12 protein-coding genes are annotated in these 16,455 nt (G+C 71.4%); 4 read left to right on the top strand and 8 right to left on the bottom strand.

The window, feature by feature from the left end; translation table 11 throughout:
• Positions 1–6: 6 nt before the first annotated feature.
• Entirely contained in the window at positions 7–2,289 is a 2,283-nt protein-coding gene (locus tag OG344_RS10650) for a TOMM precursor leader peptide-binding protein (protein ID WP_405088073.1), read from the bottom strand.
• Positions 2,290–2,631: 342 nt separating this feature from the next.
• Here OG344_RS10650 and OG344_RS10645 point away from each other — a divergent pair, with 342 nt between their 5' ends.
• Positions 2,632–5,484: an AAA family ATPase gene (locus OG344_RS10645; RefSeq protein WP_405088072.1), complete on the top strand. Its 2,853-nt coding sequence runs from the start codon at positions 2,632–2,634 to the stop codon at positions 5,482–5,484.
• A 265-nt stretch (positions 5,485–5,749) separates the two neighbouring features.
• Here OG344_RS10645 and OG344_RS10640 read toward each other — a convergent pair whose 3' ends face one another.
• Entirely contained in the window at positions 5,750–7,006 is a 1,257-nt protein-coding gene (locus OG344_RS10640) for a hypothetical protein (RefSeq protein WP_405088071.1), read from the bottom strand.
• Positions 7,007–7,250: 244 nt separating this feature from the next.
• Positions 7,251–8,462, bottom strand: coding sequence for an MFS transporter (locus tag OG344_RS10635; RefSeq protein ID WP_405088070.1), 1,212 nt, complete (start codon positions 8,460–8,462; stop codon positions 7,251–7,253).
• 67 nt (positions 8,463–8,529) lie between these two features.
• Between OG344_RS10635 and OG344_RS10630 the strand changes: the two genes are divergently transcribed.
• Positions 8,530–9,795 carry an ATP-binding protein gene (locus tag OG344_RS10630; RefSeq protein ID WP_405088069.1) on the top strand — a complete coding sequence of 422 codons (1,266 nt, stop codon included), beginning with the start codon at positions 8,530–8,532 and terminating at the stop codon, positions 9,793–9,795.
• On the opposite strand, the gene OG344_RS10625 is transcribed toward OG344_RS10630, so the two are convergent.
• From OG344_RS10625 to OG344_RS10615, 3 genes are read right to left on the bottom strand one after another with little or no spacing between them, the layout of a single operon-like run.
• Complete coding sequence (locus OG344_RS10625) at positions 9,740–10,438, bottom strand: response regulator transcription factor (RefSeq protein ID WP_405088068.1); 699 nt, start codon at positions 10,436–10,438, stop codon at positions 9,740–9,742. The genes OG344_RS10630 and OG344_RS10625 overlap by 56 nt on opposite strands.
• Before the next feature lie 30 nt (positions 10,439–10,468).
• Complete coding sequence (locus tag OG344_RS10620; RefSeq protein ID WP_405088067.1) at positions 10,469–11,404, bottom strand: M56 family metallopeptidase; 936 nt, start codon at positions 11,402–11,404, stop codon at positions 10,469–10,471.
• A gap of 9 nt (positions 11,405–11,413) precedes the next feature.
• On the bottom strand, positions 11,414–11,803 hold the full coding sequence (locus OG344_RS10615) for a BlaI/MecI/CopY family transcriptional regulator (protein WP_405088066.1): 390 nt from the start codon (positions 11,801–11,803) through the stop codon (positions 11,414–11,416).
• 242 nt (positions 11,804–12,045) lie between these two features.
• On the opposite strand from OG344_RS10615, the gene OG344_RS10610 reads away from it, so the two are divergent.
• Complete coding sequence (locus tag OG344_RS10610) at positions 12,046–12,882, top strand: undecaprenyl-diphosphate phosphatase (RefSeq protein WP_405088065.1); 837 nt, start codon at positions 12,046–12,048, stop codon at positions 12,880–12,882.
• Entirely contained in the window at positions 12,879–14,006 is a 1,128-nt protein-coding gene (locus tag OG344_RS10605; RefSeq protein WP_405088064.1) for a glycosyltransferase family 39 protein, read from the top strand. The genes OG344_RS10610 and OG344_RS10605 overlap by 4 nt, the downstream gene beginning before the upstream one ends.
• 229 nt (positions 14,007–14,235) lie before the next feature.
• Here OG344_RS10605 and OG344_RS10600 read toward each other — a convergent pair whose 3' ends face one another.
• Positions 14,236–15,324, bottom strand: coding sequence for a M20 family metallopeptidase (locus tag OG344_RS10600; RefSeq protein ID WP_405088063.1), 1,089 nt, complete (start codon positions 15,322–15,324; stop codon positions 14,236–14,238).
• An 18-nt stretch (positions 15,325–15,342) separates the two neighbouring features.
• Positions 15,343–16,359 (bottom strand): LacI family DNA-binding transcriptional regulator, encoded by a 1,017-nt coding sequence (locus OG344_RS10595; RefSeq protein WP_405088062.1) that lies wholly within the window; start codon positions 16,357–16,359, stop codon positions 15,343–15,345.
• Between the last annotated feature and the right edge of the window lie 96 nt (positions 16,360–16,455).

Genomic DNA, 16,455 nt, shown 5'->3' with positions numbered 1-16,455 from the left:
ATCCGGCTAGAAGAAGACACTCGTGGGGTTGAGGGCCTTCTCGGCGGTCGGCTCCGGCACCCAGCCGAGCGCGACCGGCACGTCGTAGAGACGTCCGGGGCCGAGGCGCCGCCAGAAGTGCCGCATGCCGGGCGCGATCACCCGCACCACGTTGAGCTCCAGGTCGGGGCGGGTCTGGTCGAGGACGACGATCTCGATTCCGCACGCACTGGCCCGTGCGACGCAGGTTTCGACGTCCGCGGCCAGGTTGCCTCCGCCGGAGCGGGGATGCTCGGCGAGCGAGCGCGTGCCGAGCGCCGGGTCGGGGACCAGCCACGGCTCGTCCGCCAGCCGGGTCTGCTTCCACCAGGCCAGGGAGGCGATGTCGTCGTCCAGGTAGACGGTGTTGCCCTGCTCGTCGCGCCGCTCGACGGACGGCAGGAACTGGTTGACCTCGGTGAGCGTCCTGATGGCCGCGATCCGCGGGTCGAGGTGGGCGCCGAAGCCGACGATGATGTCCTCGACCGGGTGGTCGATCCGGTGCGAGACCCCGACGAAGGCCGGGATGCCGAGGTCGCTCGTGATGTCGAGCAGCCAGATGCTCCGCCCCATCTCCGCGTAGAACTCGCGCAGGGTGTCGACGTAGGGGTCGCGCAGCGAGTCCAGGTCGAAGGCGGGGCGCCGAGCCCGGTTGTACCACCACAGGGCCACCGCGTCGCGTTCGACGAGCTCGCAGAAGCCCTGCAGGATCGCCTCCTCCATCGAATTGCCCGACGCGTTGCCGTTGGAGTCGCCGACGCAGTAGAAGTGCCGGTCCAGGTCGGGATGGCCATACCAGGCGTAGCCGGAGGGCACCAGCCGCTCGCGCTCGTCGGTGAGCGACCAGGCCGCCGACCAGTCGATCGGCAGGTCGGTGCGGAACCGCTCGGGCACCAGGTGCAGCCGGTGGCTCGGGTCGGCGTTCCACTTCTCCCGGTCGGCGTACTGGGCCTCGGAGAAGTGCAGCAGGGACTCGGGGTGGACGGCCGCGGCGGTGTCGAGGTCGGCGTACGCCGCCTTGCGGACCGGCTCCTCGCCGCGCCACACGCCCGAGTAGCGCTCGATGGCCTCGCACAGCGCGCTGACCCTGGCCTGGATCTCGGTGCGGCCCTTGCCTCCGCTCTGTCCGCGCAGGTTGCGGCGGAGCAGATCCATGTTGTCGCCGATCATGGCGAAGTTGTGGCCCGCGGTGAAGCTGTAGGTGACGCCGTTGTCCTGCTCGGCGAACGTGTGGAGCCGGGTCACCGCACCGATGAGCGGGCTGATGTGTTTCTCCAGCCGCGCGTACGTACGCGCCGGCGGCTCGATGCGGTAGCCGCCGTCGGTGACGTGCCGCGCGTCGCGCGACGACAACACCACCTTGGGACTGCGCTCGCTGATCAGCGACGCGTCGCCGCAGGCCGGGCACTGCGGCAGCCGCACCAGGGTGTGCTCCATGGCGCCCAGCGTCCGCAGGTCGATCGTGGTCATCCTGGCTTCGAGCCGGGACGGGGCGCCCGTCGCCGCGGTCCGGGCCAGCTCCACCGCGAGCAGCCCGCCAGCCACGGCCGCCCCCGCCGGGACCGCCTCCTTCGCCGCGTGGTAGGCCGTGCCGCCCCCGTGCTTGCCTGCGAGATACCGCTCGACCTGCCTGTTTCCGCTGAGCCGCTGGGAAAGGCAGGCCCAGCAGCCGGTGCGCCCCGGCTGGATCACCGGGCCGATCCACAGCATCACGCCGACCGGCTTGACCAGCACGTACGGATGGTCGGCGGCGAGGTAGGCGGCGTTGAGCCGGGCCAGCGCCGGGTCGAGGTAGTCGTCGACGACGACCACGGACAGGGCGCCGCCTGGTGCCTCGGCCTCCTCGTCCACGGTCGCCGTGCGGACGCGCAGTCCGTGGGCGGCGAGTTGCGCGACGACCGGCCCCGGGTCCACGCCGTCGCCGGCGACGACGGTGAATTCGGTGCGCGACAGGGCCTGCCGAGCGTTCGCCGGGTCGACGCCCTGCGCGTCCCAATAGGCGAGAGTGTGGTCGGGCCAGTCGGGCCGTCCGTTCGCCAAGTGGCCGAACGCCGCGAATTTACGGATCGCGAGGAGGACCTGGGTAAGCGGCAGCTCTCCGGTCAGCTCCTGTGCGATGTCAGCGATCGTGTGACGTCCGTCCAGGTAGGGCAGGACCTTGACGGCCCCTTCTCCCTGAACGAGATAATGCTGGCCTTCGGCCAGGAGGAACACCTTCGATCCGTCGACCACCTGGGCCGTGAAATGCGCCTTGAGACGTGGGTGGTCCATGGCCCTCCCCGGCAATACTCACATTGTCATTGATCGCACCGTTTCATCGGAGCCGGAGGAATGTAAAGACGCAATTCTGGTGTACGCATTCATGAGGTATTTCTGTGCGAAGCATACGGATACGTACGTGAAATGCGTACATCCCGGGCCGTCCCGATCCCCCGTTTCGGTCTAGATCTACGCAGTTCACGCGGACGAGCGCACCCCCTGCATGAACTTCGACAATCTGTCCACCTAACACCCGGTAAGTCCCTTTCGTGGCAAATAAGGTATTGACAAGTGGCCAGTTGTACGCGGCATGATCGTAGTAGCAGACGTAGCCGCGCATCCCGCGGGGGAGCGATGTCCTCAGGGCAGCCGGTGCTGCACCGTGACTTCGAGCTGGATACGATTCGGGGAGCAATTTCCAGCCTGTCAGCGGGGCAGCCCGCCGTGATCGTGATCGCCGGTCCCAGGGGGGTCGGCAAGACCACGCTGCTGCAGGCTGCGCTGACGGGCCGACCCGACCTCGGCTCCGCGCTCATGGCGCGCGGCCACCCCGCGGAGCGCGACTTCCCGTTCGGCGTGGTCCGCCAGCTGTTCGACCCGCTGATCGGCGGCACCGCCAACCGGCCGTCCGTCGAGCCCGGCGCGCTGACGCTCCCGGGGAGCGGATTCGGCCCGCCGTCCGCCGGGCTCGTCGCCCCGGACCTGCTGCAGAGCCTGTACGGGGCGACGCGCTCCATGACCCGCGCGCAGCCGCTGATCATCGCTGTCGACGACGTCCACTGTGCCGACCCCCAGTCGGTTCAGTGGTGCTCCTACATCGCCCGCCGGCTCGACGGCCTGCCGATCCTCATGGTCCTCACCGTGGAGTCCGACGATCTCGCCGGCCGCGACATCATCCGGGACATCGACGCCCTGCCCTACGCCCACGTGCTCAGACCGGCCCCGCTCTGCCCCGCCTGCGCCCGGCGGCTGCTGGAAACGGCGCTGGGCGGCCCCGTCGACGCCGGTGTGGCCGACTCCTGCCACCGGCTCGTCCAAGGGAACCCGCTGCTGCTGTGCCGGCACGCCGACCGGCTGGCCGCGGCGGGCGTGCGACCGGGCGAGGCCGAACTGTCGCAGGTGCTGAAGATCGGGGCCGCGTCGATGACCGAGACGGTCGCCGGCTGGCTCGCCGACCGTGACCCCGCGAGCCTGAACCTGCTGCGGAGCCTGGCCATCGTCGCCCCTGACGACGGGCTGGAGATCGCCGCCATGCTCTCGGGGTTCGGCCAGCTCGTGGCCGAGGAGGCGGGCGAGACGCTACGCCGCACCGGCCTGCTCGTCGGCAAGCCGGCCGACTGCTTCGCCCACCCGCACGTCCAGCACACGATCCTGGCCGGTATGGACCCCGCCGACCGTGAGGACCTCCACCGCAGGGCGGCGTCCCTGCTTTACCGCCTCGGTGCCCCGGTGAACCGGTCCGCCAGGCATCTGATGTCGGCCGGAGCGACCGGCGACCCCTGGTCCGTCACGGTCCTGCGCGAGGCCGCCGGGGAGGCGGCGGCCGAGCACTCCTGGGACCGCGCGACCCGCTATCTGCACCGCGCGCTCGCCGAGTCCGGCGACGCCGACGCCGTCCTCGACGTCACCGGCGAGCTCGGCGCCGTGGAGATGCACCGCGACCTGCCCGCGTGCCTGCGGCACCTGCGTACGGTGGCCGGCCGGGTGCGCGCGTCACCGGCCAACCTCCCGGCGATCGCCCCGTTCGCCGACGTCGTGGTCACCGCCAACTCCTCCGAGGCGAGCGGCATCTTCGCCGACGCCCTCCAGACCGCCGTCGAGGCCACCCCGGCCGGCGCGACGAACCTGATGCTCATCCTCGTCGCGCAGATCCTGTTGTCCGGGCCGTTGGGGGCGGTGCCGCGCGCGCTGCGAGAACTCGGGGGGTCGCCGGCGCCCGTCACCTCGGCCGCGCGGGAGTTCCTCAGCTCGCTCGCCCTGGTCACGGGCGCACGCGGGCGCAACATGAACAGAACGCTCACGCTTGCCCGGCGCTGTTCCAACGGCAAGGGCGTGGTGCCGCTCGGGGCGGTGCTCCCGCTCATCTGGAGCGACCGGACCGACGAGGCGTCGTACTTGTCCGAACGCGTGGTCACCGAGGCCCGCACCGCCGGCTCCGACACCCGGCTGGTCCTGTCTCTGCTGGTCCGCTCCGAGGTGCGCTATCAGCTCGGAAGCCTGAACGGCTCGCTGCACGACGCCAGGGATGCGATCAGGTACGCGTCGGACGCCCATACCGACGGGTTCCGCGTCGCCGCGGTGGCCTCCTCCGCGCGTGCCCACGTCGAGCTGGGCGAACTGGACGCCGCCGAGTCGCTGCTCGCGTCGGTCGACCCGTACGGGGACTGGCATCCGCTGATCTCCGGGTATGCCATGGACTGCCTGGGCCGGCTGCACCTCGCCCGAGGCAGGGCCCGCGACGGCCTGCGAGTCCTGCTGGAGTGCGGGCGGCGACTCACCTCGTCCGGCATCGCCAACCCGGCCTGCGTGCCGTGGGGGACCAACGCGGTCCTGGCGTACGTGCTGTTCGGCGAGCGGGCCTCGGCGCGGATCGTGGCCGAGCAGGAACTGGAGCTCGCGCACGCCTGGGGCTCGCCGACGACGATCGCCCGTGCCCTCAGCACCGGAAGCGTGGCGTACGAGGGAACCACCCGGCTCAAGATGCTGCACGAGGCGGTGGATCTGCTGCACAACGGGGCCAGCCGGCTGGAGTACACCCGGGTGCTGGTCAGGCTGGGCATCACGCTGCTGCAGACCGGTGACGACCAGAAGGCCCGCGACACCCTGGCCGCCGGGCTCCGCCTGGCCGACGACTGCGGCGCCGTACGACTCGCCGGCCTGGCGGAAAAGCACCTGACGGCCACCGGCACGCGCAGCCCACGCGTGCGGCAGGACAGCGAGCACCCGCTGACGACCGGCGAGCGCCGCGTCACCGACCTGGTGCTGCGGGGCATGAGCAACCTGGAGGTGGCCACCGCTCTGTCCATCAGCAAGCGTACGGTCGACACCCACCTGGCCCGGATCTACCGCAAGCTCGGCATCCACTCCCGTGCCGAGCTCGCCGCGATCCTGACCGCCCTGTCGTCGTCCGGCCTGCCCGCCGATGACGCCGAGCAGCGGTCCGAGCCGCCGTACGCCGGCCCGATCGAGATCCAGACGGTGATCTGACGGGCCGAGCCATCGGTTCTGGTCGCACTACCCGCGACAAGGAGCACTCGCCATGGCCATTCTCGTCACCGGAGCGATCGGCGCCGTCGGGCGTCTCGTCGTCCAGCGGCTCCTCGCCCAAGGCGCCGAACTGATCCTCCTGACCCCGGTGGGCGGCATGCCGCTGCGGGGGCCGACCGGCGCGCGCGGCCAGGGTCCGGCGCCGACCGGTATGGGTCGGCGGCGTCCGGTTGAGTGCGGTGGCGTGATTGCCCGGGGGCGCGGTTCAGCCCTGCTGTTGCTTCAGGGTCTTCTCAAGGGTTTGCAGCGCCGCGACACACTGTGCCTGGGTCGGGTTGCCTGCGCGCAGCGCGGTCAGCGCCCCGTCGATCGCGTTGTCCAAGGCGTGCCAGTCCTGCGGAGAGCGGGGCTTGAGGCCTGCCTCTGCGGCGTCCCAGGCCACCTCGAGGTCTTTGATCCGCGTTTTCGCGCCGGCGAGGTCGCCCTTGGCGGTCAGCGCGTTGACATCGTCGATGATGACCGCGAAAGAGGACAAGTCCCCGAGCTTGGCTGACACCACCTGCCGTGGCTTTGTCGCCTCCGCCGCTGTCGAGTCCCCTGCCGCCGCGCCAGGGGAGTCAGCCGATCCGGTCGCCGCCACCATTGAGCCGGGATTCTGGCCGGCGGCCCCGGCTGACAGCCAGCCGCCGATCCCGACGACGGCGGCAATGCCGGCGGCAGCCCATGCCAGGTCCGACGGCCGGCCCAGGCTCGCCCGGCCCGACTTGCCCCCGGTATCCGCGGAGTGCGCGCGGCGGGCCCTGGTCGTGGCCACCTGCTCGCGCGCGACAAGCGCGACGATAACGGCGAAGAACAACACGCTGGTCCGGGTGGCGCCGAGACCCAAACCACCGAGCGAGTGGTCCTGGGTGAGCAGATCACCGACGGCGGCGCCCAGCGGGCGAGTGAGGATGTAGGCGGCCCAGAACGCGGCCACCTGCCAGGCCTCGATCCGCCACAGCACCAGCGTGACGAGGAAGGCGCCGCCGAAGATCAGTGCACCGTTGCGGAACCCGAGACTCAACGCCTCGGTGGACAGGTCGCCGGCCGCGGTGCCCAACGCGAAGGTGGTCAGAATGGCACCCCAGTAGAACGCCTCCCGCCGGGGCGTGTTGATCGCAGTGATCGACAGGGTCATCTCCTGCCGATACCAGACGGCGAAAACTACGGCGAGGAGCACCGCGAACAACGCCGTGCTGACATAAAGACTGACCCCGAGGGTGTCGGTGAGGAAGTCGGTGATCTGCGTACCCGAGATGCTCACCAGTACCACGGACAGCCAATAGATCCACGGGGTGTGGCGGCGGGTGGATGCCTGCAGCACCAGGGCCGCTGCCAGGACGATGAACACCAAACCATCGGTCACTACCGGGCCCAGCCCGACATTGACTGACAGGTAGTCCGCGAACGTCTCCCCGACCGTCGTCGAAAGGATCTTGATGACCCAGAAGGTCGCGGTGACGAGGGGCACCTTGTTCGTCATTTGTCGCAGCCGAGGGGGAGCAGATGTGGCTACCATGCGCACACTCCAGACAGGAAACGGGACGCCGTCATCGGCGAGGTTCGTTGGCACCGCACCCAGCAGGACTCGCCCACTCGCGCGAGTAGTAGTAAGTGAGTGGAAGCCGCCTCGTGCTTCTCCTGGTGAGCATGAGGCAACGGTAGGAGGGCGATGATTAACGCCCGCTCAGCGCGAGATGAGCGGCGTTCTTACCCAAGGGCGCCGTTCAGGCCAGCGTCAGCGGTCGTCGGCGGTTGAGGAGGGCCACTCCCAGGGCGCACCCACATCCCAGCGCCACGAAGGCCGTCCACGGCAGCCACCGGTACGTGGATTCCCACATCAGACCGGTGAGCAGGTTGCCCACGGCGGTCGCGACGCCGGACAAGGTCGAGTAGAGGCCGTAGTGCGTGGCGACGAGACGCCCACGCGACAGCCGTACGATGACGTCCATCTCGAACGGGCAGATCAGCATCGTCCCCACGGCCAGCAGCGCCGCGCCGGCGAGCATCGGCAACATCGCGAGATGTTCGGCCACCTCCTCGTTGAGTACGGAGGGCACGACGGGCTGCGGAAACGCGACCAGAGGCACGAACGCCAGCGCCATCACCACGAGACCGGCCGCCAGGCAGTGTGGCGGTGACCACCGCTTCGCGGCCCACGCACCCACCCGCCCCTGCAACGCGATCGCCAGCACCGCCGACAGCGCGAACAGCTCGCCCATCCCGAAGTCCTGCTCGGGCCCGAGCGTGCGGCCCATGACCAGCGGCACCGTGACGTAGATCTGGAACGGCAGCAGGTACGACCCGGCCATGGCGAGGGAGAAGACGAGGAAGCAGCGATTCCGCAGGACCCTCCGCCATCCGGCGCGGTCCTCCCCGGGGGCCGCGACGGCGACGGCGGGAAACGCGACCGCCTGGACCATGGTGAGGACGGCGAACACCGCGGCGGCGGCGAGCGCCACCATGCGGAAGTCCACCGCGGCCAGCACCAGCCCGGCCAGCGGGCCGAGCAGCAGCCCGGCCTGCCCGGCCACGTTGAAACGGCCGAACAGGATGGTCCTACGGTCGCCTGCGACCGTCGCCAGCATGGTGCGGATGCCCGGGTCGAAAAGCGCGCCCGCGAAACCGGTCGCCGCCGAGGCCAGCACCAGCGCCGGCACCCTGTCGGCGAACGCCAGCAGCCCGAACCCGACCGACCTCAGCCCGCACCCGGTCACGACGGCGGCCCGGCACCCGAACCGGTCGGCCAGCTGCCCGCCGACCAGCGCCAGCCCGCGCTGACTCGCGTTGCGGATCCCGAGGATCAGTCCCACCGCCGACGCGGTCAGACCGAGGCCGTGCGTGAGGTGCCCCGCGAGGTACGGCATCAGCAGCGTGAAGCCGAACTTGATCGAGAACTGGCTGGTCAGCAGAAGCCGGACAAGATTGCTGTCACTCATGGTGACGAGCAGGTTACCCACCGCCCGGTTAGCGCCCCGCTTACCTTCACGGGGCCACCATGGGCGGATGAGGTCGTTGCGCAGCCGTCTGCTCACCACGATCACGGGCGTGGCCGTACTGGCCGTCTCCCTGTTCGCGGTGCCGCTGGCCCTGGCCGTCACCCGGCTCTACCACGACGGAGCGATCGAGTCACTGGAAATGGAGGCGACGTGGGTGGCCTCCACCTTTTCCAGCGCCGCCCCGGTCTCGCTCCCCACCAGTCTTCCCCGCGACCTGACCGTCGGCGTCTACACCACGGACGGGCGGCGACTCCTCGGCTCGGGCCCTGCCCGGTCGCCGCTCGGGGAGGGGGTCGAGGGTGGCTACCTCATCGCCACCGCGCCCATCCCGTCCGACGAGATGCCGGGGGTCGTCAGGGTCGCCACCTCCTACGACACGGTGGCCGGCAAGACGCACATCGCGTGGCTCGTCATGGCCGGGCTGGCCGTACTCGTGATCGGGTTGGCCGCCGCGTTCGCACGGCGTCAGTCGGCGAGGCTCGCCGCGCCGCTGGAGAATCTGACACGCTCCGCGCAGGCCCTCGGCGACGGCGACTTCACCATCCGGGCGCCGCGATCCAATGTGCGGGAGGCCGACCAGGCCGGGCTCGCGCTGGAAGCCACCGCCCGCCGGCTCGGTGACGTGCTCGATCGCGAGCGCGCCTTCAGCGCCAACGTCTCCCACCAGCTCCGCACCCAGCTCACCGGGATGATGCTCGGGCTGGAGGCGGCCCTGGCCCGGCCGGACGCCGCCCTCACCGACGCCGTTCACACCGCGCTCGGGCGAGGCGAGCGGCTGCAGACCGTGATCGACGACCTCGTACGGCTCACTCGTGACAACCGTACCGGGTCGGCGCCGCTCGACGTGCCCGCCGTGCTCGATGAGGTCAGGGAGTGCTGGCAGGGCCCGCTCGCCGCCCAGGGGCGCCGTCTGACGGTCAACGTGCCGGATGACCTGCCGCCCGTCTCCGCCTCCACCGCGGCGGTACGGCAGATCCTGCGCGTGCTGCTCGACAACGCTCTGGCCCACGGTGAGGGCGAGGTCACCGTCGAGGCGGCGGACCTCGCCGACGGCATCGCGATCGAGGTCGCCGACCGCGGGCCGGGAGTCCCCGAAGGCGTGGACGTGTTCGCTCGGCGCGCGGCCGACGGGCACGGCATCGGCCTGGCGCTGGCCCGCTCGCTGGCCGAGGCCGAGGCGGGCCGCCTGGTCCTGCGCAGGACCGTTCCGCCGGTCTTCAGCCTTCTGCTGTCTCCGGCAGCTCGTAACGGTAGCCCCGGCCCCGTACCGTAGCGATCCGCTGCGGATCCTCGCCGTGATCGATGAGCTTGCGGCGCAGCGCGAACACATGCACGTCGAGCGTCTTGGTCGGCCCGAACCAGTTGACGTCCCACACCTCGTCCATCAACTCCTCGCGGGAGACGACCTCACCGGCGCGGGACGCCAGCGCCGCCAGCAGGTCGAACTCCTTGGGCCGCAGCGCAACCTCCTCGCCCCCGACGTACGCCCTGCGAGCCGGCAGGTCGAGACTGAGCCGCCCCACCTTCAAGGTCCGATCGTCGTCCCGAGGCGCGGCCTGGCGGCGCAGATGGGCACGTAGCCTGGCCAGCAACTCGGTCAGCCGGAACGGCTTGGTCAGATAGTCGTCCGCCCCCGCATCAAGCGCCACGACCACCTCGAACTCCTCGGTACGCGCCGTCAGCACCACGATCACCGCCTGCGGCGCAGCCGCCCGCAACCGGCGGCACACGGTGACACCGTCATCGTCCGGCAACCCAAGGTCCAGCAGCACCAGATCGGGCATGACCGACCCGCCCAGATCAAGCGCCGTCGCCCCCGTGGCCGCGAGGTCGGTCCGGTAGCCCGCGACGGTCAGCGCCGCCGCCAGCTCCGGCCCGATCACCGGATCGTCCTCCACTACAAGCACCCGCGCCATGCCCTCAGCCTCTCACCGGCACGGCCGCCGTCACACGCCGATGAGTTCCAGCAACAGGTGCAGGTCGAGGGTGGCGTCGGCGATGGAGTAGGCGACAACGGCGAGCACCGCACCCGCGGCGACGGCGATTTCGGGACGGTGACGCAGGGGCGGTGCGAGCAGGGCGGCGACCCGGCGGGGCACCGGCCCGGCGCCCCGCGGCAGGCCGCGATGGCCGAGGATGCCCAGGGCGTGGCCAGGAAGACGACCACCAGGGGTGTGAGGGGCGGCCAGGGCGGCTTTGCCGACGGTGCGGGCGACCCGGACGCGGTCGCCGGTCGCGGCGGCGGCGCGTTCGTCGGCCCACCGTTCGACGGTGTAGGTGACGGCGGCGGCGAGCGGGCGCAGGAGGGGGTTGGCGGCGGCGCCCAGCCCGGCGAGGGCGAAGAAGAGATAGTGATGGGCCGCCAGGTGGGCTCGTTCGTGGGCGAGCAGGATGTCGTGTTCGCCGTCGTCCAGCAGGTGCAGCATGCCGGTGGACACCACGACGCGTCCGGGCAGCCCCGGCAGCGCGTACGCGTCGGGAGTATCGTCCTCGATCACGACCAGGCCGTCGTGGGCAGGCATGCAGGCGGCCTGCTGGGCCGCGGCGGCCAGGGAGCGGGCGCGGGTCCACAGCATCCGGGCGGCGGCGAGTACGGCACCGCCGAGCAGAAGGCCCGCGATCATGGCGACCCACAGGTAAGTGGGGTCATCCCGCTGGACGGCGTGGACCGACCAGTGACCGAGGTCGGCGAGCAGGGGGACGCGGATCAGCCCGGTGACAGCCAGCAGGCCCAGCGACAGGGTGCTCGCCGCGCCCAGCACCAGTGCCGAGACGGTGAGCAGCCAGGTGGCCAGCCGGGGTTCGCACCGTTCTGACAGGACTCGCGCGCCGAGTGGAGCGAGCAGCGACAGCAGCAGCGGAAGGTAGACGGCGATGCGCATCCGGATCCTCTACTGGTCCTGGTGCGGGTCGGATCCGAGAAGCCGGCGCAGGAGGTCGGCGTCGGAGGGGGACAGGCCGTCGGCGAAGCGGGCGAGTACGGCCTGCCGGTCGGGCCGTTCCTCGAGGACGCTGCGCATGCGGCGGGCGGCGAACCCGTCCTCGTCGGTGACGGGGGCGTAGGCGTAGGCCCTGCCGCGCGGGTGCCGGACGAGGAGCTGCTTCGCGTACAACCGGGTGAGGATGGTCACCACGGTGCTGTAGGTCGGCTCGCCGCCGAGACGCTCGGCGACCTCTCCAGGGGTCAGCGCCGTGTCCGCTCGCAGCAGTACGTCGAGGATCTCGGCCTCACGTTCGCCGTTGGCGCGCCTGGGGCCTCGCCCTTGTGGAGTGGCGCTCATGGGTTGTCGTTTCCCTTGTCCGTCTTCTACAGTCGTGTAGAACTTCTACGGCGGTGTAAAAGCTGCCGTGTTCCGAGTGTGCCACGCACCTGTCCCGGAGGACAGGGGCAGGCCGGGAAAGGATCGCCGGGTGTGAACCACGTGCGCATACGCAGGCGGAGCCCAGCCGGGAGTCCGACCCATGACGATGCGGTTGCGCTGCCCGACCCCAGCACCTCCCTGGAGAGAGAGTCAAACCGCCGATGAGTGATATCAGTGTCCTGCAAGCCGTGGTGCTTGGTGTCATCGAAGGGGTGACGGAGTTCCTGCCGGTCTCCTCCACCGGCCACCTGAAGATCGCCGAGGGCCTGATGGGCGTCCCCGTGAGCGACGCCGCGGTGGTCGCCTTCAGCGCGGTGATCCAGGTCGGGGCGATCGCCGCCGCGCTGGTCTACTTCTTCCCCGACATCGTCCGCATCGTCTCCGCCTGGTTTCGCGGCCTGTTCCGGCCCGCGGAGCGGCAGAACCACGACTACGCCTTCGCCTGGTGGGTCGTCTACGCCACGATCCCAATCGTGGTCGTGGGGCTTGCCGCCAAGCCGCTCATCAAGGGCCCGCTCGCCTCGCTGTGGGTGGTGGCCGGCTCCCTGCTGGCCGGCAGCGCGGTGATGTGGCTCGCCGACCGGATGGGCCGCCACAAGCGCGGCGAGGCCGACATCGGCCTGAAGGACGCCATGCTGGTGGGCTCCTCGCAGATTCTCGCCCTGCTGTTCCCCGGCTTCTCCCGCTCCGGGGCGACGATGTCCACCGCCCTTCTCCTGGACCTAGACCGGGTCGCGGCCACCCGGTTGTCATTCCTGCTCGGCATCCCCGCCCTGACGGGGGCCGGCCTGTATGAGCTCAAGGACGCCGTCGGCGCGGGGGTCGGCGTCGCACCGCTCGTGGTGGGCACTGCGGTGTCCTTCGTCGTCGCCTACGCCTCCATCGCCTGGCTGCTTCGGTACGTCGCCAGGCACTCGTTCAACGCCTTCGTGATCTACCGGATCGTCGTCGGGGTGCTGCTGTTCGCGCTGCTGGGCGCCGGAGTGATCAACGCATGACCGCGGACGTGGCCGTCCGGCGGAAGGAAGCGCGGAGCCGTCCGAGCGCGCGGTTCCCGTGGCTCGCCCTGGTGGCCGCGGGGTACGCGGCGGCCCAGCTGGCCCTCGTCACGCCTCTCCTCGGGCTCGGCTGGGACGAGACGGTGTATCTGTCCCAGGTCGATCCACGCAATCCGGCCGCCTACTTCAGCGCGCCGCGTTCGCGGGGGATCAGCTTCCTGGCGGCTCCCGTGCTGGCCGTCACCGGCTCCACGCCGGTGATCAGGATCGTGCTGGCGGTGCTGTCGGCCGTCGCGCTCTATGTGGCGTACCGCGTCTGGCGTCCGCTGCTCGGGCCCGGCCGGACCGCGCTCGCCGCCCTGCTGTTCGCGGGCCTGTGGGTCACCGTGCTGTACGGCCCCCAGGCCATGCCCAACCTGTGGGTGGCGCTGTCGGCGGTGGCGGCGACCGGCTGGTTCCTGCGCGCCCAGCGGCCCGGCGCCTCCTGGGACGTGCTCCTCGGCCTGGGCGGCGCCGTCGCGGCGGCCACCCTCTTCCGGTTCTCCGACGGCGTCTGGCTCGCGGCGCCGCTGCTGGCCGCCTGCGGCGTGGTGCCCGCCTGGCGGCGCCCGGCCCCCGCCCTCGCCGTCGCGGGCGGGCTCGCCGCGGGCGCCGCCCAATGGGTCGCCGAGGCGTACGTGCGGTGGGGCGGCGTCGGCGCCCGGCTGCACGCCTCCAGCGCCACCGAAGGCGGCATGGGCCTGCTGCACGGTCTCGGCCGCCCGCCCGGTGCGCAGGGCCGCCGCGCAGGCCGTCAGCGCGAGCACGGGAAGGACCAGCCACCACAGCGTGGGCGCCGGGTGCGTCAGCGGGACCGTGCAGGGGCGGCACAGCAGGGGCCCGTTGAGGCTGCGCCAGGCGTCTCCCCTGGGCCGTCCGCCCGGCCCCCGGCCGGGTCGTCGTCGCGGAAGCCGCCCTGCAGCGCCGCGCCGCGACCGAACCCACCGCGGCGCTCGCCGACAGAAGCTCCCCACCTCCCGGCTACGCCCACGCGTGGAGGGCCCACCGGCTCCGGGGCACCGGCTACACCGCCTACCTGCCTTAACCCGGCTACGCGATCGCCGTACTCGCTCCGCTGTTCGTGAGCATCCTCAAGCGCGTCGTGGGCGGGTGAACCGCACGCGGAAAGCTCCGTGGCGGACCGAGACCGACCGCACACGACGGTTTCTCATTCGACGGGCGGCCGAACTCCGCGTCGTTCTTCTCGGTGGCCTGCACGTTCATGGTTGAACCCGTCGATCGCCAGCTTGCGCAGTCCCCTCCAGTACGCCCACGGCGCCGCCGCCCGGCTGGTCGCCGGGGGCCGTCACACGATCAGGCGAACCGCGCGAGGGCGGCGGTGTAGATCTCGACGGCTTCCTCGATTCGGTGGACCAAGCAGTACTCGTCGGTGACGTGCGCCTGCTCGGGCTCACCCGGGCCGCACACGACCGTGGGCGCCCCGCCACAGGCGGCGGCGAGGATCGAGGCGTCGGTGAAGTAGCTGGCGGCCGGGCGGTCGCCGGGCGCACCCGCTCCCGCCTCGACCAGGGCCCGGACGAAGGGATCGTCCGGGTCCGTCCAGATCGCGGGCAGGTCCACGAGCACGTCGAGGGTCGCCTCGCCGCCGAGCGCGGCCTGCAACCGCTCGCGGAGCCGTCCGTGGTCCTGACCGGCGACGGTGCGCAGGTCGATGGTCGCGGCGGCCAGGTCGGGCACGGAGTTCACGTTGATCCCGCCGCGCACGGTTCCCACGTTCACGGTGGACGGGCCGAGCCAGGGGTGTTCCGGCACCCCGGGGTCGAACTTCTCGACGACGCCGATCACGCGGGCGAGTTTGTAGATCGCGTTGTCGCCGAGGTGCGGCATCGAGCCGTGCGCCGTCGTGCCTCGCGTGGTCGCCTCCAGCCAGAGCGCGCCCTTGTGCCCGAGCAGCACCCGGTTGGCGGTCGGCTCGGCCACCAGCAGGGCGCGCGACCTGCTCACCAGGCCCTCGGACACCATGCCGGCCGCGCCCTCGCAGCCGGTCTCCTCGCCCACGGTGAAGACCATCTCCAGGGCGACCTTCGGCCCGGCGCGGCGCACGTGCCGCTCGGCGGCGACCACCAGCGCGGCGACGCCGGCCTTCATGTCGCTCGAACCGCGCCCGTACAGGCGGTCGCCGTCGATCTCCGCGCCGTGCGGCGCGTGCCGCCACGCCTGCCCGCCCAGAGGCACCGTGTCGAGGTGCCCGGTCAGCGTCACCGGTTCGCCCGCCCCCCAGCGGGCGATCAGCCCGGTGCGGCCGGGCGCGTGCTCGTGCGTCCGCACCGCGAAACCGGCGTCCGACAGCCGTCTCGCGAGCGGGCCGGCCACCGCGACCTCGCCCCCGCCCACCGAGTCGATCCTGATCAGCTCGCGTGTCAGCTCGACCGCCTCGTTCACGCGGCCTCCTTCTCTCTCTTACTCTGCGACGCCGGCCGCCATCGGCCGGCTGGTCTGCCGTACGACGAGCCGGGGAGCGATGGCGATGCGCTGCGCGGGCCGGGGGTCGCCTGCCTTGACCTGCCCGAGCAGGCGCACGGCCTCCGCCGCCATCTCCTCCACCGGCTGGCGCACGGTGCTGAGCGGCGGGTCGCACATCGTCGCATGTCCCACGTCGTCGAACCCCACCACGGCCACATCCTCGGGGACGCGCGCCCCGCCGAACCGCAGCGACCGCATCAGGCCCACGGCGATCTCGTCGTTCGCGCAGACGACCGCGTCCGGCAGCCGGCCGGCGTCGAGCAGCCTTCGCCCGGCCTCGACGCCCCATTCGAGGGTGAACTCACCCAGCAACGGCGGCAGGATCTCCATACCGGCCCGCGCCGCGGTGCGTTCGAACCCGCTGAGCCGCAACCGGGCGGAGCTGCTCACCAGCCGGCTGCCCGCGAAGACCACCGAGCGGGCCCCGCCCGCGATCACGTGCTCGGCCGCCAGGGTGACCCCGGCCTCGTCGTCCACGCCCACCCAGTCGGCCCCGCCGCCCTCGATGTAACGGTCGACCTGCACCAGCGGCACCCGGCGGGCCGCGTCCAGCACCGCGGGGACGCTGGCCTCGATGTCGCACGGGCTGATGATCAACCCGTCCACGCGCCGGGCCAGCAGGGTCTCCAGCCTGCGCGCCTCGACCTCCGGACTGTACTGGGACGCGCACAGCAGCAGGTCTGTGCCGGAGTTCTGCAGCTCGCGCTCCACGGCCTCCACGATCGTGGTGAAGAACGGGTTGCCGATGCCCGGCACGACCATGCCGATGGTGCCGGTGGTCTGGTCGCGCAGCGCCTTGGCGACCGCGTTCGGCTGGTAACCGAGTTCGGCGGCGGCGCGCGCCACCCGCTCGCCGACCTCGGGCGTGACCTTGCGCCGCCCCGAGAGGGCACGGGAGGCCGAGGCCACGGAGACGCCGGCCGCTCGTGCCACGTCGTGAATCGTCACGCCCATCGTGTAATCGATTTCCCTTGATCTTTGCCAACAATCGACCTTGCCGAGCGTTGCGATGCCAGGATCACACGGAACGATAGAGGTTCTGTGAGGAAA

Source organism: Microbispora sp. NBC_01389 (assembly GCF_045040095.1).
In the GTDB taxonomy this organism is placed as follows: Bacteria; Actinomycetota; Actinomycetes; order Streptosporangiales; family Streptosporangiaceae; genus Microbispora.
Note: the sequence above shows the minus strand (reverse complement) of the source record. Positions and strands in the feature narration are given on the sequence as shown.